General features: G+C 62.9%; 27 protein-coding genes and 5 tRNA genes. 6 read left to right on the top strand and 26 right to left on the bottom strand.

Annotated elements, in window-relative coordinates; translation table 11 throughout:
* Positions 1-6: 6 nt before the first annotated feature.
* Positions 7-552 (bottom strand): nuclear transport factor 2 family protein, encoded by a 546-nt coding sequence (locus tag NHH88_12530; protein USX16549.1) that lies wholly within the window; start codon positions 550-552, stop codon positions 7-9.
* 97 nt (positions 553-649) lie between these two features.
* Positions 650-1,609 (bottom strand): AraC family transcriptional regulator, encoded by a 960-nt coding sequence (locus NHH88_12525; GenBank protein ID USX16548.1) that lies wholly within the window; start codon positions 1,607-1,609, stop codon positions 650-652.
* Between the two features lie 92 nt (positions 1,610-1,701).
* Here NHH88_12525 and NHH88_12520 point away from each other — a divergent pair, with 92 nt between their 5' ends.
* On the top strand, positions 1,702-2,517 hold the full coding sequence (locus NHH88_12520) for an alpha/beta hydrolase (GenBank protein ID USX16547.1): 816 nt from the start codon (positions 1,702-1,704) through the stop codon (positions 2,515-2,517).
* A 2-nt stretch (positions 2,518-2,519) separates the two neighbouring features.
* On the opposite strand, the gene NHH88_12515 is transcribed toward NHH88_12520, so the two are convergent.
* Complete coding sequence (locus tag NHH88_12515; protein USX16546.1) at positions 2,520-3,491, bottom strand: alpha/beta hydrolase; 972 nt, start codon at positions 3,489-3,491, stop codon at positions 2,520-2,522.
* A 149-nt stretch (positions 3,492-3,640) separates the two neighbouring features.
* Positions 3,641-4,081 carry a MarR family winged helix-turn-helix transcriptional regulator gene (locus NHH88_12510; GenBank protein ID USX16545.1) on the bottom strand — a complete coding sequence of 147 codons (441 nt, stop codon included), beginning with the start codon at positions 4,079-4,081 and terminating at the stop codon, positions 3,641-3,643.
* A 241-nt stretch (positions 4,082-4,322) separates the two neighbouring features.
* Here NHH88_12510 and NHH88_12505 point away from each other — a divergent pair, with 241 nt between their 5' ends.
* On the top strand, positions 4,323-5,273 hold the full coding sequence (locus NHH88_12505; protein ID USX16544.1) for a LysR family transcriptional regulator: 951 nt from the start codon (positions 4,323-4,325) through the stop codon (positions 5,271-5,273).
* Here NHH88_12505 and NHH88_12500 read toward each other — a convergent pair.
* Positions 5,201-5,647, bottom strand: coding sequence for a hypothetical protein (locus tag NHH88_12500; protein ID USX16543.1), 447 nt, complete (start codon positions 5,645-5,647; stop codon positions 5,201-5,203). The genes NHH88_12505 and NHH88_12500 overlap by 73 nt on opposite strands.
* A 234-nt stretch (positions 5,648-5,881) precedes the next feature.
* On the opposite strand from NHH88_12500, the gene NHH88_12495 reads away from it, so the two are divergent.
* From NHH88_12495 to NHH88_12480, 4 genes are all read left to right on the top strand, one after another.
* Positions 5,882-6,166 carry a hypothetical protein gene (locus NHH88_12495; protein USX16542.1) on the top strand — a complete coding sequence of 95 codons (285 nt, stop codon included), beginning with the start codon at positions 5,882-5,884 and terminating at the stop codon, positions 6,164-6,166.
* A gap of 395 nt (positions 6,167-6,561) precedes the next feature.
* Complete coding sequence (locus tag NHH88_12490) at positions 6,562-8,103, top strand: alpha-N-arabinofuranosidase (protein USX16541.1); 1,542 nt, start codon at positions 6,562-6,564, stop codon at positions 8,101-8,103.
* Between the two features lie 203 nt (positions 8,104-8,306).
* Positions 8,307-8,843, top strand: a complete 537-nt coding sequence (locus tag NHH88_12485; GenBank protein USX16540.1) for a YkgB family protein — start codon at positions 8,307-8,309, stop codon at positions 8,841-8,843.
* Positions 8,844-8,871: 28 nt separating this feature from the next.
* Positions 8,872-9,396 carry a MarR family transcriptional regulator gene (locus NHH88_12480; protein USX16539.1) on the top strand — a complete coding sequence of 175 codons (525 nt, stop codon included), beginning with the start codon at positions 8,872-8,874 and terminating at the stop codon, positions 9,394-9,396.
* A 206-nt stretch (positions 9,397-9,602) separates the two neighbouring features.
* Here NHH88_12480 and NHH88_12475 read toward each other — a convergent pair.
* The 21 genes from NHH88_12475 to fabF all read right to left on the bottom strand — a co-directional run bounded on the left by NHH88_12475 (position 9,603) and on the right by fabF (position 25,268).
* A tRNA-Gly gene (locus NHH88_12475) sits at positions 9,603-9,678 on the bottom strand.
* Between the two features lie 17 nt (positions 9,679-9,695).
* Positions 9,696-9,769 (bottom strand) — tRNA-Cys (locus NHH88_12470).
* A gap of 54 nt (positions 9,770-9,823) precedes the next feature.
* A tRNA-Gly gene (locus NHH88_12465) sits at positions 9,824-9,899 on the bottom strand.
* A 53-nt stretch (positions 9,900-9,952) separates the two neighbouring features.
* Positions 9,953-10,028, bottom strand: a tRNA-Gly gene (locus tag NHH88_12460).
* A gap of 79 nt (positions 10,029-10,107) precedes the next feature.
* Positions 10,108-10,183, bottom strand: a tRNA-Gly gene (locus tag NHH88_12455).
* A 116-nt stretch (positions 10,184-10,299) separates the two neighbouring features.
* On the bottom strand, positions 10,300-10,881 hold the full coding sequence (gene pgsA, locus NHH88_12450; GenBank protein USX16538.1) for a CDP-diacylglycerol--glycerol-3-phosphate 3-phosphatidyltransferase: 582 nt from the start codon (positions 10,879-10,881) through the stop codon (positions 10,300-10,302).
* Between the two features lie 133 nt (positions 10,882-11,014).
* Positions 11,015-12,901, bottom strand: a complete 1,887-nt coding sequence (uvrC, locus tag NHH88_12445; protein ID USX16537.1) for an excinuclease ABC subunit UvrC — start codon at positions 12,899-12,901, stop codon at positions 11,015-11,017.
* Between the two features lie 8 nt (positions 12,902-12,909).
* Positions 12,910-13,305, bottom strand: a complete 396-nt coding sequence (gene acpS, locus NHH88_12440) for a holo-ACP synthase (GenBank protein ID USX16536.1) — start codon at positions 13,303-13,305, stop codon at positions 12,910-12,912.
* Positions 13,302-14,060, bottom strand: a complete 759-nt coding sequence (pdxJ, locus tag NHH88_12435) for a pyridoxine 5'-phosphate synthase (protein ID USX16535.1) — start codon at positions 14,058-14,060, stop codon at positions 13,302-13,304. Before pdxJ ends, acpS begins: the two co-directional genes overlap by 4 nt.
* A 39-nt stretch (positions 14,061-14,099) precedes the next feature.
* Positions 14,100-14,996, bottom strand: a complete 897-nt coding sequence (gene recO, locus NHH88_12430) for a DNA repair protein RecO (GenBank protein ID USX16534.1) — start codon at positions 14,994-14,996, stop codon at positions 14,100-14,102.
* A 10-nt stretch (positions 14,997-15,006) separates the two neighbouring features.
* On the bottom strand, positions 15,007-15,909 hold the full coding sequence (gene era, locus NHH88_12425; GenBank protein USX16533.1) for a GTPase Era: 903 nt from the start codon (positions 15,907-15,909) through the stop codon (positions 15,007-15,009).
* A gap of 63 nt (positions 15,910-15,972) precedes the next feature.
* Positions 15,973-16,788 carry a ribonuclease III gene (gene rnc, locus NHH88_12420; protein ID USX16532.1) on the bottom strand — a complete coding sequence of 272 codons (816 nt, stop codon included), beginning with the start codon at positions 16,786-16,788 and terminating at the stop codon, positions 15,973-15,975.
* A 56-nt stretch (positions 16,789-16,844) separates the two neighbouring features.
* Positions 16,845-17,255 (bottom strand): DUF4845 domain-containing protein, encoded by a 411-nt coding sequence (locus NHH88_12415; protein USX16531.1) that lies wholly within the window; start codon positions 17,253-17,255, stop codon positions 16,845-16,847.
* A 46-nt stretch (positions 17,256-17,301) separates the two neighbouring features.
* Positions 17,302-18,222 (bottom strand): signal peptidase I, encoded by a 921-nt coding sequence (gene lepB, locus NHH88_12410; GenBank protein USX16530.1) that lies wholly within the window; start codon positions 18,220-18,222, stop codon positions 17,302-17,304.
* Positions 18,219-20,012 carry a translation elongation factor 4 gene (lepA, locus tag NHH88_12405; GenBank protein ID USX16529.1) on the bottom strand — a complete coding sequence of 598 codons (1,794 nt, stop codon included), beginning with the start codon at positions 20,010-20,012 and terminating at the stop codon, positions 18,219-18,221. The genes lepB and lepA overlap by 4 nt, the downstream gene beginning before the upstream one ends.
* Positions 20,013-20,203: 191 nt before the next feature.
* Positions 20,204-20,467, bottom strand: a complete 264-nt coding sequence (locus NHH88_12400) for a glutaredoxin family protein (protein USX16528.1) — start codon at positions 20,465-20,467, stop codon at positions 20,204-20,206.
* 98 nt (positions 20,468-20,565) lie between these two features.
* A complete protein-coding gene (locus tag NHH88_12395) occupies positions 20,566-22,041 on the bottom strand; it encodes a Do family serine endopeptidase (GenBank protein ID USX17331.1) in 1,476 nt (491 codons plus the stop codon).
* Positions 22,042-22,308: 267 nt separating this feature from the next.
* Positions 22,309-22,647 (bottom strand): sigma-E factor negative regulatory protein, encoded by a 339-nt coding sequence (locus tag NHH88_12390; GenBank protein USX16527.1) that lies wholly within the window; start codon positions 22,645-22,647, stop codon positions 22,309-22,311.
* 90 nt (positions 22,648-22,737) lie between these two features.
* The gene (rpoE, locus tag NHH88_12385; GenBank protein ID USX17330.1) at positions 22,738-23,313 is read right to left on the bottom strand and encodes an RNA polymerase sigma factor RpoE; all 576 of its coding nucleotides are present in this window, start codon (positions 23,311-23,313) and stop codon (positions 22,738-22,740) included.
* Positions 23,314-23,419: 106 nt separating this feature from the next.
* On the bottom strand, positions 23,420-23,968 hold the full coding sequence (locus NHH88_12380; protein ID USX16526.1) for a hypothetical protein: 549 nt from the start codon (positions 23,966-23,968) through the stop codon (positions 23,420-23,422).
* 52 nt (positions 23,969-24,020) lie between these two features.
* Positions 24,021-25,268 carry a beta-ketoacyl-ACP synthase II gene (gene fabF, locus NHH88_12375; GenBank protein ID USX16525.1) on the bottom strand — a complete coding sequence of 416 codons (1,248 nt, stop codon included), beginning with the start codon at positions 25,266-25,268 and terminating at the stop codon, positions 24,021-24,023.
* Between the last annotated feature and the right edge of the window lie 10 nt (positions 25,269-25,278).

Below are 25,278 nucleotides of genomic sequence, written 5' to 3'. Positions count from 1 at the left end.
CCATTATCAGTCAGGCAGGACCGGCATCAGTCCTTCAAAGGCCGCCGCCGAGGTATCGGCCGGCGTCAGCGCGGCATTGGTGGTCGAGCCGCCGATATAGCGCTCGGCGATCTTCCAGCCATCGGCCGTGCGGACCAGGCGGTCGCGCATCGGCGAATACAGCCAGATGGCCGGCAGGCCGTCGTGGCTGGTCATCACCTGCCCGGCGCCGAGCGCGGGCGCATCCTCCGGCAAGGCGTGGCGCACCAGCAGGTTGTGATAGCGCACCTGCACGCCATCGCCATCCGCATCGACAATGTGGTTGGTCGCATGACGGCTCACGCCCGGAATGAGATACGGGTAATCGTGTTCGAAGAAATGGCGGATTTCCGCGTGGCCGCTGATGGTGCCGTGGAAGTGATAGGCCACGGCGTCGGGCAGGAAGGCGTCGATCATGCCTTCCACGTCCCAGGTTTCAAACAGCCAGTTGACGCGGTTGACGAAATCGACGGCGCTGGCGCGGTCTGCGGCATCCACTTGGCTGACGCGCGAGATGGCGGGAAAAGCTTGCATAAGAACTCCTCGAGGATATTTTAAAAAGCCATCGGGTCAGGTACGTTACGTCCCGCCAGATAGTCTGCTTCGATCATATGTGCAATTACACACTCAGTCAAGAGCGCCGCCCGCGAACCGTGCTCGGGGCGTAGCCAAAATGGCGCGTGAAGGCTCGGCTGAACGCGGCCTCCGAAGCGTATCCGCTGCGCCAGGCCGTCTGGCCGACCGGCGCGCCCTGCGCCAGCATGTCATGCGCCAGCGTCAGCTTCCAGTGCTGCGCGTATTGCAGCGGGGCCTTGCCCACCGCCGTGGTGAAACGTTCCGCAAACGCCGAGCGCGACATGCCGGCCAGCTCCGCCAGCGCCAGCACCGTCCAGCCACGGTGTGGTTCGGCGTGGATAGCGCGCAGCGCCCGGCCCAGCCGAAGCTCGGACAGCCCGGCGACCCAGCCCTGGTGCCGGGCCTGGCCCTGGGCCCAACCGCGCAGCGCCCGTATCACCAGCAAGTCCACCAGTCGTGACACCATCAGCGCCGAGCCGGGGCCGCCGCCATCGGCCTCCAGCAGCAGAAAGCGGGTGATGGCGTCGAGCCACGGCGGGACGGCGGCGCCCTCGACGGGCAGGTGCACCGTGGATGGCAGCGCAGCCGCGACGGCCGCCGCCGCGTCGCCGTCGAAGTGAAACTGGCCGGCGATCAGCCGGGAGGCCGCCCCGCCCCGTCCCGCGCGCAACCTGCGGCGGTCGGCGCCGAAATGGGCCCGGTCAACCGGTTCGATGTCGGCGGCGGCGACCAACGCGCTGCTGCTCAGTGTGTGCTGCTGCCGGTGCGGCAACAGCAGCAGATCCCCGCGCGCCAGCGGCAATGGCGCGCGCCCGTCCAGCTGGAGCCACGCCGCGCCCTCCTCGACATAGTAAAAATGCGCGGCGCCGGCGGAAAAGCGCAACGCCCACGGCGCGCCCAGTTCGGCCCTGTAGACGGCGCCGCCGCGCAGGCGCACCTGCGTCAGCACTTGGGACAGCAGGTCGGCATCGGCCTGCGGCACGCCCGCCGTTTCGGACGATGAGTCATGAATCAAGGCGTCCGCGCCATGGCCGCGCCGACGGGGCCTGCCTATGATGCCCATCGCTGCAGCACCTTTAATTTCATCTTCATTTTCGGGAATACCTCATGAAACAACTGTACAAACCCTTGGGCGCGATCGCGCTCGCGGTGGCGGCGCTCGCCGGCACCCTGTCGCTGTCGGGCTGCGGCGGTTCAGACGCTGTCGCCGCCACCGCGCCGGCCGAAATTAAACTCACCACCGTGGTGCTGGTGCACGGCGCCTGGGCCGACGGCTCGAGCTGGTCCAAGGTGATCCCGCTGCTGCAACAACGCGGACTCAAGGTCGTCGCAGTGCAATTGGCGCGCCAGTCGCTGGCCGACGACGCGGCCACCGTGCGGCGCGCCATCGCCGCGCAAAGCGGCCAGGTGGTATTGGTGGGCCACTCCTACGGCGGCGCGGTGATCACGGAATCGGGCAATGACGGCAAGGTGGCGGCGCTGGTGTACGTGTCCGCCTTCGCGCCCGGCGATGGCCAGTCGATCAACGATATCACCAGGCCCTACCCGGCCGGCGCCTGGCAAAAGGGCCTGGTGGTCGACAGCGCCGGCTATCTGTCGCTCGACGCGCCGACCTTCGCGGCCAGCTTCGCGCCGGACGTGCCGGCCGCAGAGCGCGCCGTGCTGACGGCGGTGCAAGGCCCGATCTTCAACCATGTCCTTGACGATAAAGTCGGCACCGCCGCCTGGAAAACCAAACCGTCGTGGTGGGTTTACGGCGACGCCGACGGCATCATCCCCGGCGTCTTCCAACAGGCGGAAGCGGCGCAGATCAAGGCCCGTGTCAGCGCGATCGGCGGCGCCAGCCACGTGGCGCTGATCTCGCATCCCGCCGAAGTCGCCAACAGCATTCTGGGTGCGGTCGGCAGCGTCGGCGGTCTGTAGGATCAGGAGCGCAGGAAGGCCAGCAAATCGCCGTTCAAGCGGTCTTTCTGCGTGATCAACAGGCCGTGCGATCCGCCCTCGTAGACCTTCAGCGTGGCGTTCGGCACCAGTTGCGCCGTCAGCTTGCCGGAAATATCCAGCGGCACGATCTGGTCGTCGTCGCCGTGCACCACCAGGGTCGGCACGCGGATTTTTTTCAGGTCGGCGCGGAAGTCGGTTTCGGAAAACGCGGTGATCGCGTGATAGGCGGCCAGTACGCCGGTGTTCATGCCCTGGCGCCAGTAGTCTTCACGCACCCCCTCCGACACCTTGGCGCCGGCGCGGTTGTAGCTATAGTAAGGCATGGTCACGTCCCTGTTCCACTGCGAACGGTCGGCTTGCACGGCGGCGCGGAAGGTGTCGAACAGCGCTTTCGGCGCGCCGCCCGGGTTGTCCGGCGTTTGCAGCAGGAACGGCGTCACGGCAGCCACCAGCGCCACGCGGGCCACACGCTGTTCGCCGTGGCGGCCGATATAGCGCGCCACCTCGCCGCCGCCCATCGAATGGCCCACCAGCGTGACCTGCTTCAGGTCGAGCACCTCGATCAGCACCGCCAGGTCGTCGGCGAAGGTGTCGTAGTCGTAGCCGCCGGCCGGCTGGCTCGAACGGCCGAAACCACGGCGGTCGCAGGCGATGACGCGGTAGCCCTGCTGCATCAGGAACAGCATCTGGTATTCCCAGGCGTCCGACGACAGCGGGTAGCCGTGGCTGAAGACCACCGCCGGGCCGCTGCCCCAGTCCTTGTAGTACAGCGTGGTGCCGTCGTTCAGCGTCAAGGTGCTGGAGGTGAGTCGGGCCGGTGGCGCCGGCTTGGCCGGCTTGGCCGTCGCGGCTGCGGCCTGGCCGCCGGCGGCGGCAAGTCCGGTCAGGGCGGCCAGTCCGGCCAGGGAGCCGAGCAAGGTGCGGCGGGATGTCGTGGAGTGATTGATCGTCATGATAGTCCTTTGGTTAGCTATCTATCGGTAGATAGATTGAGCGGATAGTAAAACGCGCGGCGTCCGCTGTCAAGCGGCAAGCCGCGCCGATCGCGCGCTTATTGCAAGCTTATTGCACGACTATTGCACGCTTATTGCACGTTCGAAGTTTACGGTTTTCGACTCCAGGCAGCCAGCTGCTGGCGCAATGCCGCCGCCGCCGCCGGGCCGACGCCGGCTTCGAATTCCGCCTGTGCCGCCTGCCAGTGCTTGCGCGCCTGCTTGTACGTGGCGCGGCCCCCGGCCGTCAGCGACAGCAGCAGCTTGCGCGGATAGGCGGGGTCCGGCTGCTGCAAGACGTAGCCGTCGCGCGTCAGCGGTTGCAGCGCCCTCACCGTGCTGGTGCGGTCCATCACCAGCGTGTCGGCCAGTTCCTGCACCGGCATGTCGCGCCGCTCGTGGATCGCGGCCAGGATGCTGAATTGCGACGAACTCAATCCGGTCGGCGCGAGGTGGCGGTCATACACCGAGGAGATCGCGCGCGCGGCCTGGCGCACGGCGAGGCAATTGCAGTCCAAAATGGCGAGTGGCTTGGCGGGTTGCTTGGTCATGGCTTCTATCGATAACAGGATGGTCGGTGCGGATGCCAGTGTACCGCAGGCGCCGCGCCGGCGTTGGCCTGGAACCGAAACCACCGCATTTTACAATTATATATGTGCAATTACACATCAAGCGGTAAAATAAACTCCCTTGAACGACGACGCACGGATATTTCATGGAGACTGTCATCGTCCCCCGCACCAAGTCAGCCCCCTGCCCGGCCAGCCGCATTGCCACGGCCGCACCCCGTTGATGGACCGCCTAGCGACGATGCAGGTATTCGTGCGGGTGGCCGACGCGGCCAGTTTCGTGCGCGCCGCCGAGGCGCTGCACCTGCCACCGGCGTCGGTGTCGCGCATGGTGCAGGCGCTGGAGGCGCGCCTGAAGGTGCGCCTGCTCAACCGCAGCACCCGCAATGTCACCCTCACCGACGAGGGCCGCGCCTACTACGAGCGGTGCGCCAGGGTGCTGGGCGAGATCGACGACATGGAGGCGACCGTCGGCGCCAGGCAGGGGCCGCGCGGACGGCTGAAGGTTAGCCTGCCGGGGGCGATGGCAAAAGGCGTGCTGATTCCTGCACTGCCGGGCTTTATCGCGCGTTATCCGCAGATCGACATCGAACTGGCCATCTCGGACCGCCGCGTCAACCTGATCGAGGCCGGCGTCGACTGTACGATCCGTGTCGGCGCCAGCGACGACCCGAACATGGTCGTCAAGCACATCGGCGAGGTGGCGCGCATCACCTGCGCCTCGCCGGACTACCTGCGGCGGCACGGCGAGCCGCGCAGCGTGGCCGATCTTGCCCGCCATGTCGGCGTCGGCTACGTGTGGGACCATGGTGGCCGAAGCCGCCCCTGGGAATTCACCGTCGACCAAATGCTGGAGCAAGTGCCGATGGCGCATACGGTCTTTGTCGATGACGCCGATGCCTACCTCGCCTGCGGCGTGGCCGGCTTGGGCATTGTCAGCGCGTCGGAGTACACCTTGCGTCCCGCTGTGACACGCGGCCAGTTGCGTCAAATCCTGCGCGAGTACGCCGCGCCGCCACGCCCGGTGTCCATCGTGTTCCGGCCCAACCGCCACATGCCGCAGCGATTGCGCACCTTCATCGACTGGTTCACGGCGCTGTATCAGTCCTTGCCGCGAGAAGCGTTCGACGGCCCCGCCGACGCCGACGTGGACGTGGACGGCAACGCAAAGTAAGCGGGGTCCAGCACGTCTTTCATCCGCTTGTGGAAAGCCTGGCGGAACGCCAGCAGCGAGGCGAACGGCCGCATGGCGACGCTGCGCTCGACCACCAGACCGGCGTCGTCGTGCAGTAGCATTTCAAAACTGTCGAGCGGCAGACCATCGACCGTGCCGCGCCACACCAACAGCGTCACTTTACCGTCCGACATTTCGGTGACGTAATGGCCCTCGCGCACGGCGATGGCGCCCACCATGGCGCTCGCCACGGCATCGCGCCCGATGACGCTGCGCGACAGGATCGGGCTGTGGAACACGACGTCGGGCGCAAGAATGGCGCCGATTTCCTCCGCGCCGGCGCCGGCTTCGCGCAGTTGTATTAACTTGTGCATGGATGGTCCCTGTGGTTGGTATGCGATGGCGGCGATTGTAGAGGACCGCAGGCGACATGACGAAGGCCCGTACGCACTACACCATTGTCGGAAACGGGACAATCCGCGCACGTCAATTGTTCCAGTTTCGACATCACTGTCTTGTGCAGATGAGCATCGAAACGGGTTCATCGAAAACGTATAGTCAACGAGCAACTATCGATTATTTCCTCAACCAAACAGCAAAGGAACGACATGACCACACTAACGATCAGTAACTCGGGCACCGCCTGGATCCGGGACATGCAGGCGCAAGGCAAATCGGCAGGCGCGGGCTGGGCCAGCAGCCCTAACGCGGCCTACTATGCCTCGCTGGATACCGACCAGCCGCTGCCGAAGCCGGTGTCCGGACTGCCGACCACCTTTGCAGAATTGCTAAAAGCGCGTGGTGTCCAGGAAGAGCAACGGCTTCCCGTGGTGAACCAGCCGGCTGCCAGCACCAATCCGACCACCGGCCAACACATCAACGTCACCGCCTGAGCGGTCCGCGCCATCCGTACAAAGGGCAGCCACAGCGGCTGCCCTTTTTTATGATCGAACTAACGCAAATGGTGAAAAAATTACAAGTTGCAAATATTCGCAATGATACTGCACTTTTTCGCATTCGACGCGCCGCGACGGCGGCGCATCCGCTGGCGCAAAGGCGGTCGGCCGTCCCGGACCGCTGCCTCTGAAGCGCGCCATAACAAAATCCGCACGAGTACTAGTACAAGCCGTGCAGAGCCGCTGGCATGGCAAGCGGCAGCACATTCCAGCGCATACAAATGCCAAAATATTTGGGCTACACTCGGCCGGTTTGCTGGACAGGGAGGCCCCTCCCCGCTCCGCAAGCGAAGCCGGACCGGCACCACAAAAATTGCAAAAATGGAGAAGACATGAGTGTAGTGAAGAGCAGCGTACTGGCGCTTGCAATGCTGGCGGCCGCGCCGGTGTTCGCGGCCGTGACCATCAACATCGATCCGGCCAAGCCAGGCGCCGTCATCAACAAGAACGTCTATGGCCAGTTCGCCGAACACCTCGGCACCGGCATCTACGAAGGCATGTGGGTCGGTCCGCAGTCTAAAATCCCGAATACCAAGGGCTGGCGCAATGACGTGGTCGGCGCGCTCAAGGAACTGCACGTGCCGCTGGTGCGTTGGCCCGGCGGCTGCTTTGCCGATGAATACCACTGGAGGGACGGTATCGGCGCGCGTGGCAAGCGTCCGGTCAAGGTCAACACCAACTGGGGCGGCGTGGAAGAGAGCAATGCGGTCGGCACGCACGAATTCTTCGATCTGGCCGAAATGCTGGGCGCCGACACCTACGTGAACGGCAATCTGGGCACGGGCACCCCGCAGGAAATGTCGGAGTGGATCGAATACATGACCTCCGACAGCAAGTCGACCCTGGCCGAGCTGCGCCGCAAGAACGGCCGCGACAAACCGTTCAAGGTGGACTTTTTTGCCGTCGGCAACGAAGCATGGGGCTGCGGCGGCAATATGACGCCGGAATATTACGCTAATCTGTACAGCAACTATGAAACCTTCCTGAGGGCGCCGGCGCATCTCCGTCCGAAAATGATCGCCAGCGGCGGCCACTCGGACGGCAAATGGAGCGACGTGCTGAGCCGCACGCTGAAGGGCCGCACCACCGGCATCAGCTTCCACTACTACACCATTCCGACCGGCCAGTGGGACGTCAAGGGCGCGGCCACCGGCTTCCCGGAGAAGGAATGGATGTCGACCATGGCGGCCGCCTTGAAGATCGACACGCAAATCAAGGACAATGTCGCCGCGCTCGACAAGAACGATCCGGAGAAGAAGATCGGCCTGCTGGTCGATGAATGGGGTACCTGGTATGACGTGGAAAAAGGCACCAACGCCGGCTTCCTGTACCAGCAAAACACGCTGCGCGACGCCGTGGTCGCGGCGCTGCACTTCAACATCTTCCATGCCCACGCGGACCGGGTGACGATGACGAACATCGCGCAGATGGTCAATGTGCTGCAAGCGATGATCCTCACCGAGAAGGACAAGATGCTGCTGACGCCGACCTATCACGCCTTCAAGATGTACGTGCCGTTCCAGGACGCGACCTCGTTGCCGGTGGCCTTGCGCGACAACGTTGAGTACAAGGCCGGCGCGGCCAGCGTCCCGGGCATCAGCGCCTCGGCGGCGCGCGCCAAGGACGGCAAGCTGTATCTGGCGATCGTCAACACCAACCCGCACGAGGCGTCGGACGTGGCGGTCAATGTCGCCGGACAGAAGGTGTCCGGCGTCAGCGGCCAGGTGCTGACGGCGGCGGTGATGGACGCGCATAACACGTTCAAGCAAAAGGACGCGGTCAAGCCGGCGCCGTTCGCGGCGAAGGCGGTCGATGGCAAGTTGAGCTTGAAGATCCCGGCCAAGGCGGTGGTGGTGGTCGCGGTCGAAGGTTAATCCATACTCCCACCATGGCCGTCTTGGGCACGCAGGTGCTCAGGACGGCCTTCTTGCTTTCGCTGAACATCAGCGGCGCATCAAGCAGCGGTTCATGCGTCAATCTCCGCCCCACGTCGGGCACGACCTCGGCATCGTGAAAAAGAGCTTGCAATGGCCTCCGATTAATATATGATTGAGTCATACATTAACCGGAGAACACCATGAACCAACTGGCTCACCCACGATTTATTTCACCCCTCGGCATCGATCGCCTGGCGACCGTGTCGCACCGCACCCTTCAACTCGGGAGGGCGGTGGCCCTGCTGGGCGTGGTGCTCCCCCTGCTTCTCATCGGCGTGCTGAAATTCACCGATTATGAAATCAACGCACTGAAACCGCTGATCAGCGGTACGCCGTGGCTGGCATGGCTGTACTCCGTGTTTGGCGAAGCGGGCACCTCCTACCTGCTCGGGGTAGTCGAAGTGATCACCGCCCTTCTACTGCTGGCTTCTCCATTGTTCCCGCGCGCCGCGCTCGCTGGCGGCGCCCTGGCGGTCGGGACTTTCGCAGTCACGGTGTCGACGATGTTCGCGCTGCCGATCTGGGAAGCGAGCTTGGGCGGATATCCTTATCTCGGCGCGCTCGGCCAGTTCCTGATCAAGGATGTCGCGCTGCTCGGTGTCAGCCTCTTTATTTTCGGCGAAGGACTGGCGAAGGAATTGGCCAAGGCGAAGGCCGGTTCGCCGGGCGACAATTAATGATTGCACCTCATTTACCTCTCAAGATATGAATCAACTCAAAGAAAGAAATGTAATCGGCGCCATCGCTGTGGCATTCGCGGACGAGATCAACCGGGTCGCCTCTTCCAACGCACCGGAAGAAGGCCCCGCCGCTTCCGCTCTCGCGCTGATCAGGCACGCACCCGGCATTTCGATACGTTCTCTCGCCAGCGGTGTAGGGCTCACCCATGCGGGCACGGTACGCCTCGCCGATCGACTGGAATCGCTTGGTCTGATCGAGCGGCGTATCCATGCCACGGATGCCAGAACCCGATCATTGCACCTGACAAGCAAGGGCGAGATGTCGTGCGACGGCATACTTCGCGCACGCGACGACGTGATATCGCGTGGCCTTGCAGCGTTGACCCCGGAAGAACAAAAGACGCTCGGCGAATTGGCTGAACGCATGCTCCGCGCGATCGTTGAAGATGAGGCGCATGCTTACCGGATTTGCAGACTGTGTGATTATGAGCGCTGCGAAAACTGCCCGGTTGGGGAAGAGCTCGAGTGTCGGGATAAGAAGCAGATGTAATGCCTCCCCGGCATGTTCATTTGAAGCTACGCGCTCGACGTAGTAACATCACTACATGCGCTGGCCACGCCGGATGGTGCGGACATCGATTTTGAACCGCCGCGTGCGATCATCGATACTCGGCCAGCGCCTGAAAGGCCACCCTGTGGCAAACGGCGACAAGCCAACGCAAAAAGGGCGGCCACATGGCTGCCCTTCTTCAATACTGGAGCGGGAGAAGAGTCTCGAACTCTCGACCTCAACCTTGGCAAGGTTGCGCTCTACCAACTGAGCTACTCCCGCTTGGAGTTCAAATTGTCTGGAGGCGAGGACGGGAGTCGAACCCGTCTACACGGCTTTGCAGGCCGCTGCATAACCGCTTTGCTACCTCGCCAGAGGAAACTATTACCTGAGAAGGCAGCGGGTTACGCGCTGCGATCCGAAATTCTGGAGCGGGAGAAGAGTCTCGAACTCTCGACCTCAACCTTGGCAAGGTTGCGCTCTACCAACTGAGCTACTCCCGCATTGGAGTTACATTTTTACTACTTTTTACCGCACCGGCCAGCTTCTGGGAAACTGGAGCGGGAGAAGAGTCTCGAACTCTCGACCTCAACCTTGGCAAGGTTGCGCTCTACCAACTGAGCTACTCCCGCATCGGAGTCCAACATAATAGCAGCAAGCTGTTGCTAATTCTAGTCCTACTTTTTTCCACCACTTGATGCTCCATCAAACTGGAGCGGGAGAAGAGTCTCGAACTCTCGACCTCAACCTTGGCAAGGTTGCGCTCTACCAACTGAGCTACTCCCGCGTCGTCATCAGCAACAACAGGCCAGCATTATAGAGTATCTGTACCGGCTGTCAATGGTCAAAACTTTGCCGAATGAAAAAGATTGAATATAGTTTATTTCGTTCCCGCGCCAGGCCCTACAACGTGCCGGCCTTTTCCTTGATCAGGGGCCATGCCAGGCGCAGGTAGTAGAACATCGACCAGACCGTCAGCACGGCCGCGACCTCAAGCAGGCGCGCGCCCCAGAACTGCGTGTCGATGGCGCCGAACAGCACGTCGTGATAAAGCAGCAGCGGGATGGCGGTCATTTGCGCCGTGGTCTTGATCTTGCCCAGCGAGCTGACGGCGACCGATTTGGAGGCGCCGATCTGCGCCATCCACTCGCGCAGCGCCGAGATGGCGATCTCGCGGCCGATGATGACGAACGACAGCACGGCGTTGGCGCGGTCCAGTTGCACCAGCACCAGCAAGGCCCCCGCCACCATCAGCTTGTCGGCCACCGGATCGAGGAAGGCGCCGAAAGCCGAGGTCTGGTTCCAGCGCCGGGCCAGGAAACCGTCGAACCAGTCGGTGACGGCGGCGACGATAAACACCAGCGTGGCCGCCAGGTTTTGATCGGCTACCGGCAGCATCGTCGTCGGCAGATAGTAGACGCCCACCACCAGCGGAATCAGCGCGACGCGCAACCAGGTTAACAGTATCGGTATATTGAAAGGCATAGGCTTGGGTGAAAGTGCTGGTGTGAATATTTTCGCTGTGACTATTTTGTATGCGCCGCTAGTCTACCTTGCCGTCGCACATTAAACCAGCACGTTTGCCCCGGGGGCCACCGCCCGGCCCTTCCACCACGCCCTAGTGCAGCTGGCGGTAGATTTCCTCGGCCAGCGCGCTGGAGATGCCTTCGACCTGTTTCAGGTCCTCGACGCTGGCGTTGACCACGCCCCGCAGGCCGCCAAAGCGCGCCAGCAGGCGCTGACGGCGTTTGGCGCCGATGCCCTCGATCTCCTCCAGCCGCGACGTCTGGCGCGTCTTGGCGCGCTTCGCGCGCATGCCGGTGATGGCGAAGCGGTGCGCCTCGTCGCGGATCAGCGCCACCAGCATCAGCGCCGCCGATTCCTTGCCCAGTTCCTGCGGCGCGCGGCCGTCGACGAACATCAAGGTCTCCAGGCCGACGCGGCGCCCCTCCCCTTTGGCTACGCCGACGATCAAGCCGATATCCAGGCCCAGTTCCGCGAACACCTGGCGCGCCATCTCGATCTGGCCCTTGCCGCCGTCGATCAGCACCACGTCGGGCATGACGCCGTCGCCGTTGGCCACCTTCTCGTAGCGGCGGAACAGCACCTGCCGCATCGCCGCATAATCGTCGCCGGGCGTGATGTCGTTGATGTTGTAGCGGCGGTATTCGCCGTTCTGCATCTGGTGGTGGTGGAACACCACGCACGAGGCTTGCGTCGCCTCGCCCTGCGTGTGCGAGATGTCGAAGCATTCGATGCGCAGCAGGTCGATGTCCTCCGGCTCCAGCGCCAGCGCCTCGACCAGCGCGCGCGTGCGCGATTGCTGCGAGCCCTGCTCCGACAGCAGGCGCGCCAGCGAGATCTCGGCGCCCTTTTGCGCCAGCTCCAGCCACTTGCGGCGCTGGTCCTGCGGCTGGAAGATCAGGTTGATGCGGTGGCCGCACTGCTCCTGCAAGGCCACCATCAGCGCCGGCTGGTCGAATTCGATATTCAGGATCAGCGTGCCGGGGATGAATTTCTCGGTGTAGTGCTGGACCAGGAAGGCGGCCAGCACCTCCACCTCGATCGGGTCCTCCGCGATGGCCGCCGCGTCGCCGATGTGGTTGGGGAAGTAGGCGCGGTCGCCCAGGTGGCGGCCGCCGCGCACCATCGCCAGGTTGACGCAGGCGCGCCCGCCCTGCACCAGCACGGCGATGATGTCGACGTCGGCGTCGCCGGTGGTTTCCATGCTTTGCTGGTGCAGCACGCGCGACAGCGACTGGATCTGGTTGCGCACCGACGCGGCCTGCTCGAATTTGAGGTCGGCGGCGTAGGCGTGCATTTTCTTTTCCAGATCCTCCATCACTTCGCTCTGGCGTCCGCGCAGGAAGCGGGCAGCGTTTTCGACATCGACCTTGTAATCTTCCTTGCTGATCAAATCGACACAAGGGCCGCTGCAGCGGCCGATCTGGTGCAGCAGGCATGGGCGCGTGCGATTGGAGTAGACGCTGTCCTCGCAGGTACGGATCAGGAACACCTTCTGCAGGATCTGCATCGATTCCTTGACCGCCCAGGAGCTGGGGAACGGGCCGAAATACTGGTTCTTCTTGTCGACCGCGCCGCGATAGTAGACCATGCGCGGCGAATCGCCGCCGGTGATCTTCAGGTACGGGTACGACTTATCGTCGCGGAACAGGATGTTGAAGCGCGGCGCCAGCGCCTTGATCAAGTTGTTTTCGAGGATCAGCGCCTCGGCCTCGCTGTGCGTGACTGTCGTTTCAAGCCGTGCGATGCGCTCGACCATCATGGCGATGCGCGGGCTGGCGATGTTCTTCTGGAAGTAGCTGGAGACGCGCTTTTTCAGGTCGCGCGCCTTGCCGACGTAGAGGACCTTGTCCTCGGCGTCGAAATAGCGGTACACGCCCGGCAGGTTGGGCAGCTTGGCCACGGTGGCCAGCACTTGTTCGCGCGGGTCGGGCGTTTTTACGATTGGTGCGGTTGGCGAGGTTGGTACGGCGTCAGTCATTACAAATCTCAGTTGGCTTGTTCGACGATGACGAATGCGACGGCGTATTCCGCCTCGTCGCTGACCGTCACCTGCGTCGTCAGCTTATTCTTGTCCATGAATTCTTTCAGTACGCCGCTGCACACGATCATCGGCTTGCCGCTCGGCGCGTTGAGCATCTGCGCGGCCGGCCACGTCATCGGCATGCGGATACCGAGCCCGATGGCCTTGGCGAAGGCCTCCTTGGCGGCGAAACGCGTGGCGACGAAACGGATGCCGCGCACCGGATTCTTGGCCTTGCGCGCCAAGTACTTCTCCATTTCCTGCGGGCCCAATATCTTCTTCGCGAAGCGGTCGCCGTGGCGCGCCAGCGCCTCCTCGATGCGCGGGATTTTGCAGATATCGGTGCCGATGCCGTAGATCACCGCGCCCCCAGTCGGGTCGAGACCATGATGGCCTTCATTTCGCGCACGGCGTTCTCCCAGCCGACAAACACCGAATGGGCGACGATGGCATGGCCGATGTTCAGTTCCGCGATGTCCGGAATGGCGGCGATAGCCTGCACGTTGGTGTAGTGCAGGCCGTGGCCGGCGTTGACCTTCAAGCCCTTGGAGACGCCGAACAACACGCCGCGCTTGACCCTTTCCAGTTCGGCCGCCTGCTCGGCGCCCTCTGTGTCGGCGTAGCGGCCGGTGTGCAGCTCGATCACTGGCGCGCCGGCTTCCACCGTGGCGGCGATCTGCGCTTCGTCGGCGTCGATGAACAGGCTGACGCGGATGCCCTCGGCCTGCAGCTGCTTGACGGCCGCCTGCACGGCATTGAAGTGGGTAACCACATCGAGACCGCCTTCGGTGGTGACCTCGGTGCGCTTTTCCGGCACCAGGCAGACGTCGGCCGGCTTGATGCGGCAGGCGAAGTCGATCATCTCCTGGGTGACGGCGGCTTCCAGGTTCATGCGGGTGAGCAGCTGCGGCGCCAGCGCGATGACATCGGCGTCCTTGATGTGGCGGCGGTCTTCGCGCAGGTGCAAGGTGATGCAGTCGGCGCCTGCCTGCTCGGCCAGCAGCGCGGCGCGGATCGGGTCCGGATACATGGTGCCGCGCGCGTTGCGCAAGGTGGCGACGTGGTCGATGTTCACGCCAAGGTCGATGATGGTGCCGGAAGGATGCAGGTAGCTCATTTGTCTTTACCGTGTATGTTTTTATAACTGCGGATTGTTTTATAACTGCGACAGGTCGATCAGTATTTGGCGCGTGTTCAGCGGCGCGCCGCCCAGGTGGTGCGCCAGCAGGAAGCGCATCAGCTGCTTGCTCTGCGATTGCGTAGCGGCGTCCTGGTAGTCCTCGCGCTCCATATCGAGCAGCGTCTTGCCGGCCACGCGCGGCGACTGGTCGGACGCGCGTTCGGGACGCGGGCCGCGCTCCGGATCGACCACGTAGACCACGTCGGCCCGCACCGGCGCGCGCGTGGCGGTGCAGCGCGACAGGTCGGCCGAGACCCCTGTTTCCCTAAGTAAGGCCCGTTCGAACTTTCGCAAGACGATGGGCGCCGGTTCGTTGTGCGCGAGTTGGTTGAGCGTGGCGACATAGTGGTCGAACAGGGCCGGATGGGCGTCGTCGCGCGCCAGCAGCTTGACCAGCAGTTCGTTGAGGTAGAAGCCGCACAGCAGCGCGGTTTTCTCCAGCGGCAGCATGCCGCCCACCCATTCGGCGTCGGTCAAGGTGCGCAGCTCGGATTTGCCGACCCAGCTCGACGACAGCGGCTGGAAGGTTTGCAGCACCCCGCGCAGCTGCGAGTGCGGCCGCTTGGCGCCCTTGGCGATCAAGGCCACGCGGCCGAAGTCACGCGTGAACAGATCGATGATCAGGCTGGTTTCTTTGTACGGATAGCTGTGCAGGACGAAGGCCGGCTGGCCGGCGACCTTGGTGCCGAAGGTGCGTTCGCGCGACGGCGCGCGCGGGCGTTTGGCGGGAGTTGCTGGGGCGGCCGGGGTGGCAACCACCACGGGCGCCGACGTTGTGGCAGGCACTATCCCACGCTCCGCGCCAGGCGCTGCCTGTCGCGGTTCGGCCGTGGTATCGGCATCAGCCTCGGCGTCGTGCGTGGTGTTGGACATCGGTCCTCTTTTATTCGTAGCCGTAGGCGCGCAGACCCGCTTCGTTGTCGGCCCAGCCGGATTTGACCTTGACCCAGATCTCCAGGTAGACCGGGCCGCCGAACAGCTTTTCCATGTCCAGACGCGCCTGCGTGGACACTTCCTTCAGGCGCGCGCCCTTGTTACCGATGATCATGGACTTGTGCGTGTCGCGCTCGACCAGGATGGCGGCGAACACGCGCCGCAGGTCGCCCTCCTGCTCGAACTGCTCGATCAGCACGGTGCTGGTGTACGGCAGCTCGTCGCCGACGAAGCGGAACAGTTTTTCGCGCACGATCTCGGACGCCAGGAATTTCTCGCTGCGGTCGGTGATGTCGTCCGGTCCGAAGATCGGCTGGTTCTCCGGCAGGAATTTCTTGATCTCTTTTTCCAGGCCGTCGAGCTGGAAGCGCAGCTTGGCCGACACCGGCACGATGGCGGCGAAGTTGAACTTGCCAGCGACCTGCTGGGCGAACGGCAGCAACACGGCCTTGTCCTTGACCCTGTCGGCCTTGTTGATAACCAGGATCACCGGCACTTCGGACGGCAGCAGATCCATCACCTGCTGGTCGGCCGGGCCGAAGGTGCCCGCCTCGATCACGTACAGGATCAGGTCCGACGAGATCAGGGTGTTGGTGACGGTCTTGTTGAGCGTTTTGTTGAGCGCGTTCGCGTGGCGGGTCTGGAAGCCCGGCGTGTCGACATAGATGAACTGCGCGTCGTCATGCGTCTGGATGCCGGTGATGCGGTGGCGCGTGGTCTGCGCCTTGCGCGAGGTGATGCTGACCTTGGCGCCGATGAGCGTGTTCATCAACGTCGATTTGCCCACGTTGGGGCGGCCGACAATGGCGATATAGCCACAACGGAAGTTGGCGGGGGTCGTTTCGGTAGTCATGCTATATCGCTTCAGAGTATGGTGTTGCGCTTTATGTAATACATTCGTAATTACTTCCAGCAATTACTTGGTGGCCGCCTTGGCCGGCGCGGCATCGGCCGCCGGCTTGGCTTCGTCGCCGGCCTCGCCCTGCACGGTGGCGATGCCGGCCAGCTTGAGCTGGGCGGCGCGCGGCTTGGCCTTGCGGCTGGCGGCCGGGGTCTTCAGCAACGCCTGTTCGGCCACTTCCAGCGCCAGCTTGGCGGCGGCCTGTTCGCCGGCGCGGCGGCTGCCGCCGCGTCCGTAGACCTGGATGCCCAGCTTGGGCACCAGGCATTCGATTTCGAATTCCTGACTGTGGGCGGCGCCATGGGTGGCCACCACATTGTACAGCGGAAGCGAAATCTTCTTACTTTGCAGGAATTCCTGCAGCAGCGTCTTGGCGTCCTTGCCTAGGGTTTGCGGATCGACGGTGTCGAGGATGGGGATGTAGAAGGCGCGGATCACGTCGCGCGCCGGGTTGAAGCCGCCATCCAAAAAAATGGCGCCTAACAGCGCCTCAAGCGTGTCGGCCAGGATCGATGGACGCCGGAAGCCGCCCGATTTCAACTCCCCCTCGCCCAGGCGCAGGAACTGCGACAGCTCCAGCTTTTGCGCGATCTCGTACAGCGACTGCTGCTTGACCAGGTTGGCGCGCAGGCGCGACAGGTCGCCCTCGTCGATCGCCACGTAACGCTCGTACAGGATGGACGCCACCACGCAGTTGAGGATCGAATCGCCCAGGAACTCCAGCCGTTCGTTATGCAAACTGCTGTGGCTACGATGCGTCAAGGCCTGCTGCAGCAGGCCGGCATCCTGGAACGTATAGCCTAAACGGGTTTGCAATAACTGAAGATTCATTGTTTGATCGGTTCTGTGTGGCGTCGATTCGACGCTTTTAAATTAATCGGCTGGCTTTATTCATCGATTTTCGCCGTCGCCGCCGGCATGCCGGACTTGGCGGTCGTGCCCTGGTATTCGAGCAGCAGGCTGGCCGGTCCGACCAGCGGGATTTTCTTTTCGTACGCGAAACTCACTTCCATCTCGCCGTTTTCCTTGCCGATCACCAGATCGCGGCTGTTGATCGAGCTGATGTACCCGGTCGTGGCGCTGGCGTCGAACGCCTTCTGGATCTCGACCACCGAATTGCCGCCGGCGGCCTTGGCCGTGACGATGGCGTTCTGGATCGCCCGGTATTCGGTGTAGGTGGGCACGATCTTCAGCCCCAGCACGCCGATAAAGCCCAGCACGGCCAGGACCACGATCAGTCCCACCAGTGAAATGCCCTGTTGCCTGCCCTGTTTCCTGTATCGACGAACTGATTGCATGTTAGTCCCTTTCGGTCCGCCCCGCGTCCACCAGCTTATTTACGAATTACTGGATGCTGCCGATGCGGCGCAGGTTACCCAGGTTCATCCAGACAAAGAATGCTTTTCCAACAATGTTCTTATCAGGAACGAAGCCCCAGTAGCGGCTGTCGAGGCTGTTATCGCGATTATCACCCATCATGAAATAGTTACCTTTAGGAACCACGCACGTGAAACTGTCATAGGTGTAGGTGCACGATTCGTCCTTCAACGGGAACTGCTGCACTTCGGCCGGATTCAACGTCGGCGCGCGGTCGCTGTTCAGAATGCGGTGCGTGACGCCGGTCAGGCCTTCCTGGTACTGCTTGTTGTAGACCAGGCGCTCGTCGTCCAGGTAATCGTCCAGCGCGGTGTATTTCACTTCCACGCCGTTGACCGTCAAGCGCTTGTTTGCATACGTGATCTTATCACCCGGCACGCCGACGACGCGCTTGATGTAGTCCTGGCTCATGTCGCGCGGATATTTGAACACCATCACGTCGCCGCGCTGCGGGTCGTTGATCTGGATGATCTTCTTGTTGAGCACCGGCAGGCGGATGCCGTAGGTGAACTTGTTCACCAGGATCAGATCGCCCACCAGCAAGGTCGGCACCATCGACGACGACGGGATCTTGAACGGCTCGTACAGGAACGAGCGCAGGAAGAATACCAGCGCGATGACCGGGAAGAAGCTGCCCGAATACTCGATCCACACCGGCTGGCGCAGGATGCCCGCCTCGATCGCGGCGCGGTTGCCGGTGTTGTCGACCTTGATGCCGTCGGCGGTCAGCTTGGCGTTGCGCGCGTCGTACTCGGCCAGCGCGCGGTTGGCGGCGGCGCGGCGCTGCTTGGCCAGGTAGAACACGTCCAGGAACCAGATCACGCCCGTGATCACCATCAGCACGAACAGGATTAATGCGAAGTTACCTAAGATTACTTGCAGGCTCATTTATCGTCCACTTGTAAGATTGCCAGGAATGCCTCTTGTGGAATCTCGACCGAGCCCACTTGTTTCATGCGTTTTTTACCGGCTTTTTGCTTCTCGAGCAGTTTCTTCTTCCGGCTGATGTCGCCGCCGTAGCACTTGGCCAGCACGTTCTTGCGCAAGGCCTTGACGTTTTCACGCGAGATCACGTTGACACCGATGGCGGCCTGGATCGCCACGTCGAACATCTGGCGCGGAATCAGCTCGCGCATCTTGGCGGCCACCTGGCGGCCGCGATAGGCCGAGTTGGAGCGGTGCACGATGATGGCCAGCGCGTCGACCTTCTCGCCGTTGATCAGCATGTCGACCTTGACGACGTCGGAGGCGCGGTATTCCTTGAACTCGTAGTCCATCGAGGCGTAGCCGCGCGAGGTCGACTTCAGCTTGTCGAAGAAGTCGAGCACGATCTCGCCCATCGGCATCTCGTAGACCAGCTTGACCTGGCGGCCGTGGTAGGCCATGTCCATCTGCACGCCACGCTTGCCGATGCACAAGGTGATCACCGAGCCGACGTATTCTTGCGGCATGTACAGGTTGACCGTGACGATAGGCTCGCGGATTTCGTTGATCTTGGTCGGCTCCGGCATCTTCGATGGATTGTCCACCTTCAGGATGCTGTTGTCGCGCATCACGACCTCATACACCACGGTCGGCGCCGTGGTGATCAGGTCCATGTCGAATTCGCGCTCCAGGCGCTCCTGGACGATCTCCATGTGCAGCAGGCCGAGGAAGCCGCAGCGGAAGCCGAAGCCCAGCGCCTGCGACACTTCCGGCTCGTACATCAGCGCGGCGTCGTTCAGTTTCAGTTTTTCCAGCGAGTCGCGCAGCGCGTCGTACTGGTTGGCCTCGACCGGGAACAGGCCGGCGAACACCTGCGGCTGGACTTCCTTGAAGCCCGGCAGCGGCGCGGCGGCCGGACGGTTGGCCAGGGTGACGGTGTCGCCCACCTTCGCGGCCTTCAATTCCTTGATGCCGGCGATGATGAAGCCCACCTGGCCGGCCGACAGCTGCGGCAGGGAGACCGAGCGCGGCGCGAAGATGCCGACGTCCTCGACCAGCTGCAGCGAGTCGGTCGCCATCAGTTTGATCTTGTCCTTTGGTTTCAAGGTTCCGTTGATCACGCGCACCAGCATGACGACGCCGACGTACGGGTCGTACCAGGAGTCGACGATCAGCGCTTGCAACGGCGCTTCCGGGTCGCCTTTCGGCGGCGGAACCTTGGCGATGATCGACTCGAGCACGTCTTCGACGCCCAGGCCGGTCTTGGCCGAGCAATGGACGGCGTCGCCGGCTTCGATGCCGATGACGTCTTCGATCTCGGCGATCGCGGTCGGTGGATCGGCGTTCGGCAAGTCGATCTTGTTCAGCACCGGCACCACTTCGACACCCAGGTCGAGCGCGGTGTAGCAGTTGGCCACGGTCTGCGCTTCCACGCCTTGCGAGGCGTCGACCACCAGCAGCGCGCCTTCGCAGGCCGACAGCGAACGCGAGACTTCATACGAGAAGTCGACGTGGCCGGGGGTGTCGATCAGGTTCAGGTTGTAGACCACGCCGTCGCGCGCCTTGTATTGCAGCGCGGCGGTTTGCGCCTTGATCGTGATGCCGCGTTCGCGCTCCAGATCCATCGAATCGAGCACCTGCGCCTCCATCTCGCGGTCGGACAGGCCGCCGCACAGTTGAATGATGCGGTCTGCCAGGGTCGATTTACCGTGGTCGATGTGGGCGATGATGGAAAAATTGCGTATGTTGTTCATTAACAAATATTCAAAAACGGGGGTGAGACGACGGGCGCGCGTGGAAGTGACATCCTTGTGCGCAATACAAAAAAAGCGCTCCGAGCGGGGCAGTAATGCCCTGGCGAGCGCCTGATGTAGCTAACCCCGCATTTTACCGGATTTCAGAGGGGAAAGGCCGACTTCTGCACTGCGACATTTATTTTGCTTATTTATTGAGCAATGGAGCGGGCATGAAGCACGGCGAGCACGCGCGGCTCGTCGAGGAAGTAGTGGCACAGCTCGGGTTGGGACAGATCGGCGTAGAGCACGGGCACCAGCTCGTCGAAACGGGCCAGCAAGGTCGGATCGTCCGAGGTGTCGATGTCGATCACGTCGACGGTAAACGGGCGCGACGGCGTTTGCAGACGCAGCAAAGCGTCCAGCATGTCCTGGCACAGGTGGCAGTAGCCACGGGAATAAAGGGTGAAGTGCATGGAAATCGGAGCCGTTCAACCCGCACCCCGTTGGCGTGGGGTCGGACCCGCTGGGTCCGACCCCGGGTTGGCCGGGGGTTGCCGGGTGATTCCGCCGTTTACTTCTCTTTCGCTGCCGCGCTCGGCCGCAACGAAATAAACTGTGTCGCTTCGCCACGGCGCACCAGCAGCACCGACGGCTTCTTCGGATCGAGCTTGGCCACCAGCGCGTTGAACTGCTTGGCGTCCTTGATCTCGCTGTTATTCAGCTGCAGAATCACATCGCCCTCTTGCAGGCGCGAAGCCACGCCCTCGGCCGACTCGACCGCCGCACCGCCGCTCACGCCCAGTGCCTTCTTCTGGTCGGCCGTCAAATCACTGACGACCAGACCCAGCGCGTTCGGCTTGCCTTGCGCTTCCGGCTCGGCCTGCTCACCTTTGCCTTTACCCTTGCCCTTGGATGCCTTGGCGCCCTTCTCCGGCTCCAGCTCAGCCACCACCACCGGCAGGTCGATCTGCTGGCCCTTGCGCCATACCGTCACGGTCGCCTTGCTGTTGATGGCCGTGCCGCCCACCAGACGCGGCAGGTCCGACGATCGGGTCACCGGCGCGCCGTTGAATTTCAGGATGATGTCGCCCGACTTGATGCCGGCCTTGTCGGCGGGACCGCCCGGCTCGACCAGCGACACTTCGGCGCCCTGCGCGTTCTTCAAGCCCAGCGATTCGGCCACTTCCTTGCTCACTTCGCCGATCTGCACGCCGATGCGGCCACGCGTGACCTTGCCCGACTTCTTCAGTTGCTCGGAGACGCGGATCGCCTCGTCGATCGGCACCGCGAACGATATGCCGTTGTAGGCGCCGGACAAGGTGGCGATCTGCGAATTGATGCCGATGACCTCGCCACGCATATTGATCAGCGGGCCGCCCGAGTTGCCGGGGTTGACGGCCACGTCGCTCTGGATCAGCGCCAGGTAGTCGCCGGTGTCGCGCTGCTTGGCCGAGATGATGCCGGCGGTGACGGTGTTTTCCAGGTTGAACGGGGAGCCGATGGCGATCACCCATTCGCCGACGCGGATCTTGTCCGAGTCGCCCATGATCAGGAACGGCAGCTTGTCGCCTTCGATTTTCAGCACGGCGACGTCGGTGCGGGCGTCGGCGCCCAGCACCTTGGCCTTGAATTCGCGCTTGTCGGTCAGGGTGACGAACACCTCGTCGGCGCCCTCGACCACGTGGGCGTTGGTCATCACATAGCCGTCGGCCGACAGGATGAAGCCGGAGCCGACGCCGCGCTGGACGGGCTCGTCCGGCGCCTGGCGGCGTCCGCGCGGATTGCCACGGCCCGGAGGCGTGGCCTTGCCGCCGGGGCCGGGCTGGGGAATGGCGCCGCCGAAGAAGCGGCGCAGGAATTCCTGCATTTCCTCGTCGCCGAGCTCTTCGCCGCGGCCGCCCTGCTTCATCACTTCGGTGGTGCGAATATTGACCACCGCCGGGCCGACCTTGTCGACGAGATCGGCGAAATCAGGCAAGCCCAGCACGGCGCCGGTGACCGGCGCGGCCGCTGTGGCGGGCGCCACGCCCAGCAGGGCCGGAGACATCCATACGCTTGCGCCGACCAGCAGCGCGGAAAGAGTTTTACTACCAGCAGTGAAATTGTTTTTCATGGAAAGTATCGGTCTCTATAAAGTTCTTGGATGCGTTTAACCACCCAGTATCGCCAGGCGTCATGGGTGGTTAGCATACATGGTAAGCGAAAAGTCGCCCGCCAGCTTGCCCAAAGTTATTATAAGAGTATGTGACGGCCGCTGGCTTAAGGCAGAATTACGGCAAAGGCATGGCCGCATCGTGGCAGGGCCGTGGAAAGATCAGGGAAGAATCACGTCGGCGCGCGACTCCGGCAGATCCTCGGACGGCGGCTCCGCGTCGAACGGCGGCGCGGCCGGATCGCTGGCGCCGGGCGTGAACGGGGATAGCTCGTGCGCCGGTTCGGCGGCCAGGCGCTCGGCCAGCGCCGCGCTGAAGCCGTCGCTGAGGGTGCCGTCGGCCTGGTCGCGCAGCACGTCGCCGGTCAGGTGGTAAGCGCGCCAGGCCGCCTGCCCGTCCGCAGTGTCGAGGGCGGCGAATGCCAGCTCCCGTTCGCTGTGCGGCAGTTCACCATCGGCCAGCGCCGAGATGTTTTCGTGCAGTCTTTTCTGGGTATCCATCGCGTATCCCGCCATCTTAAAACACATCCACCCTGGTGCCGCCTAGTCGACACTTTCTGGACGCCAACAACAATTGCCATCATTACTGCCTTACCAGCGCTTGTCAATCGGCATGTCCAGTAAAGGCTTCAATTTTTCGGCGATGACTTCGCGGGCACGGAATATGCGGCTGCGGACCGTGCCGATGGGACAGGCCATGATGTCTGAAATCTCCTCATAGCTCAATCCCTCGATCTCGCGCAAGGCGATCGCGGTGCGCAAATCCACAGGCAAGGCATCCATCGCCGCATTGACCGTCTGCGCGATTTGTTTGCTTGCCAGCATGGATTCCGGCGTATTAATGTCGCGTAAATGCTCTCCATCGTTAAAGCCTTCCGCTTGTTCCGCATCCGCTTCGGTCGACGTGGGCGTACGGCGGCCCTGCGTCGCCAGGAAGTTCTTGGCGGTATTGATGCCGATGCGGTACAGCCACGTGTAGAAGGCGGAGTCGCCGCGAAAATGCCGCAACGCCCGGTACGCCTTGATAAACGTCTCTTGTACCACATCTTCAGCCTCGGCCGGGTCGTGCACGATACGCGACAGCAGGCGCATCAGGCGGCGTTGATACTTCGCCACCAGCATATCAAACGCCTGCTTGTCACCGGCCCGGACCCGGTCGACCAGCATCTGGTCACACTCACGTTCTGTCGTCACTCCTGCATTCCTCAGTGGCCTGCAGCATCGCCAAATCTAGTAGTCATATATGCTATAGAGTTAGCCCGCTGCAAGAAGTTCACAGTGTTGGCGTTTTTATTTCAGTGCGTCCAGCAACGGAACGGCACGCCAGCGACAGCGCACGCAGCTCAGGCCGCGTCACACCATCGGGCAGCACCAGCACCCAACGCACCCTGCCGTCGTCGCCACCCAGGCGCAACAACAAAATGCCCGGCCACAAGGTCGACCCATCCAGCAGGCGCAAGGCCGTCCCTGGTTCTTGGTATACCGCCAGCCGGACCCTGCCGACACCCGATATATCAAGCTGCAGCGCGAAACCGCAGGGACGCCCCATCACCCAGCCGAGCACGCCGGCCAACACACACAGCAGCGGCGCGAGCACGCCCGGACACACGGCACCCGACATCGTCACGCAACTACACAGCCCTGCGTGCAAGAAGCGCAAGCAGGACGAAGGGCGAACGATGACGGACACCGCAATCGACATGACGGCAGCACCACAAAACGCGTACACAAAAAATTGGGGGAAACAACACAGCTTGGAAGCGCCAGCGCAAGGCTGGGCAATTCTGGCGCTGGCGAATGCCAGCGCCGAATCCTCGCTCACTTTGGTTGGACCAGGTGAGCCCGGATTTAGTTCAACGCGAAGTCAAACTTTTTTACATTTTACCGAACAGCAGACTGCCGTTGGTGCCGCCGAACCCGAACGAGTTCTTCAGCGCGTACTCGATCTTCATCGGGCGGGCGACATTGGCGCAGAAGTCCAGGTCGCAGGCGGGGTCCTGGTTGAAGATGTTGATGGTCGGTGGCGACACCTGATGGTGGACCGCCAGCACCGTAAACACCGCTTCCAGACCGCCGGCGCCCCCCAGCAGGTGGCCGGTCAACGACTTGGTCGAGTTGACCACCAGCTTTTTGGCGTGGTCGCCGAAGGTGCGCTTGATGCCCTGCACCTCGGCCACGTCGCCCTGCGGCGTCGAGGTGCCGTGCGCGTTCACGTACTGCACCTGGTCGGGGTTGACACCGGCGTTGCGCAACGCGGCTTGCGCCGACTTGCTGCCGCCGGCGCCGTCTTCCAACGGCGAGGTCATGTGATACGCGTCGGCGCTCATGCCAAAGCCGAGCAATTCCGCGTAGATCGTGGCGCCGCGCGCCTTGGCGTGTTCGTACTCTTCGAGCACCATCACGCCGGCGCCCTCGCCCAGCACGAAGCCGTCGCGGTCCGCATCCCATGGACGGGAGGCGGTCGCCGGATCGTCGTTGCGCGACGACAGCGCCTTGGCCGAGGCGAAACCGCCCAGGCCCAGCGGTGAAATGGTCGATTCCGCGCCGCCGGCCACCATCACGTCGGCATCGCCGTACTCGATCAGACGAGCGGCGGCGCCGATGCAGTGCAGGCCGGTGGTGCAGGCCGTCACGATCGACAGGTTAGGGCCACGCATGCCGTACTTGATCGACAGGTTACCGGAGATCATGTTAATGATCGAGGCCGGCACGAAGAACGGGGAGATACGGCGCGGACCGCGCTTGTCGTAATCTTCCTTCTGCTCTTCGATCATCGGCAGGCCGCCGATGCCGGAACCGATGATGACGCCGATGCGATCGGCGTTGTCTTCGGTCACGACCACGCCGGAATCCTGCACGGCCTGGATACCGGCCGCCATGCCGTAATGGATAAACGTATCCATATGGCGGGCTTCCTTGGCCGAGATGTAGTCCTCGATATTGAAGCCTTTGACTTCACCGGCAAAACGGGTACTGAAAGCTTGCGCGTCAAACTTGGTGATGGTGGCAATACCGGATTTGCCTTCCAGCGCCGCCGCCCACGTGTCGGCAACATTGTTGCCGATCGGGGAAACGGCGCCCAGGCCGGTAATGACAACACGACGGTTTTTAGAACCTCTCAAGCGATTCTCC

The sequence above is a fragment of the Oxalobacteraceae bacterium OTU3CAMAD1 genome, from assembly GCA_024123915.1.
In the GTDB taxonomy this organism is placed as follows: domain Bacteria; phylum Pseudomonadota; class Gammaproteobacteria; order Burkholderiales; family Burkholderiaceae_D; genus Rugamonas.
The sequence above is the reverse complement of the archived record's forward strand: the minus strand, read 5'-3'. Positions and strand labels throughout refer to the sequence as shown.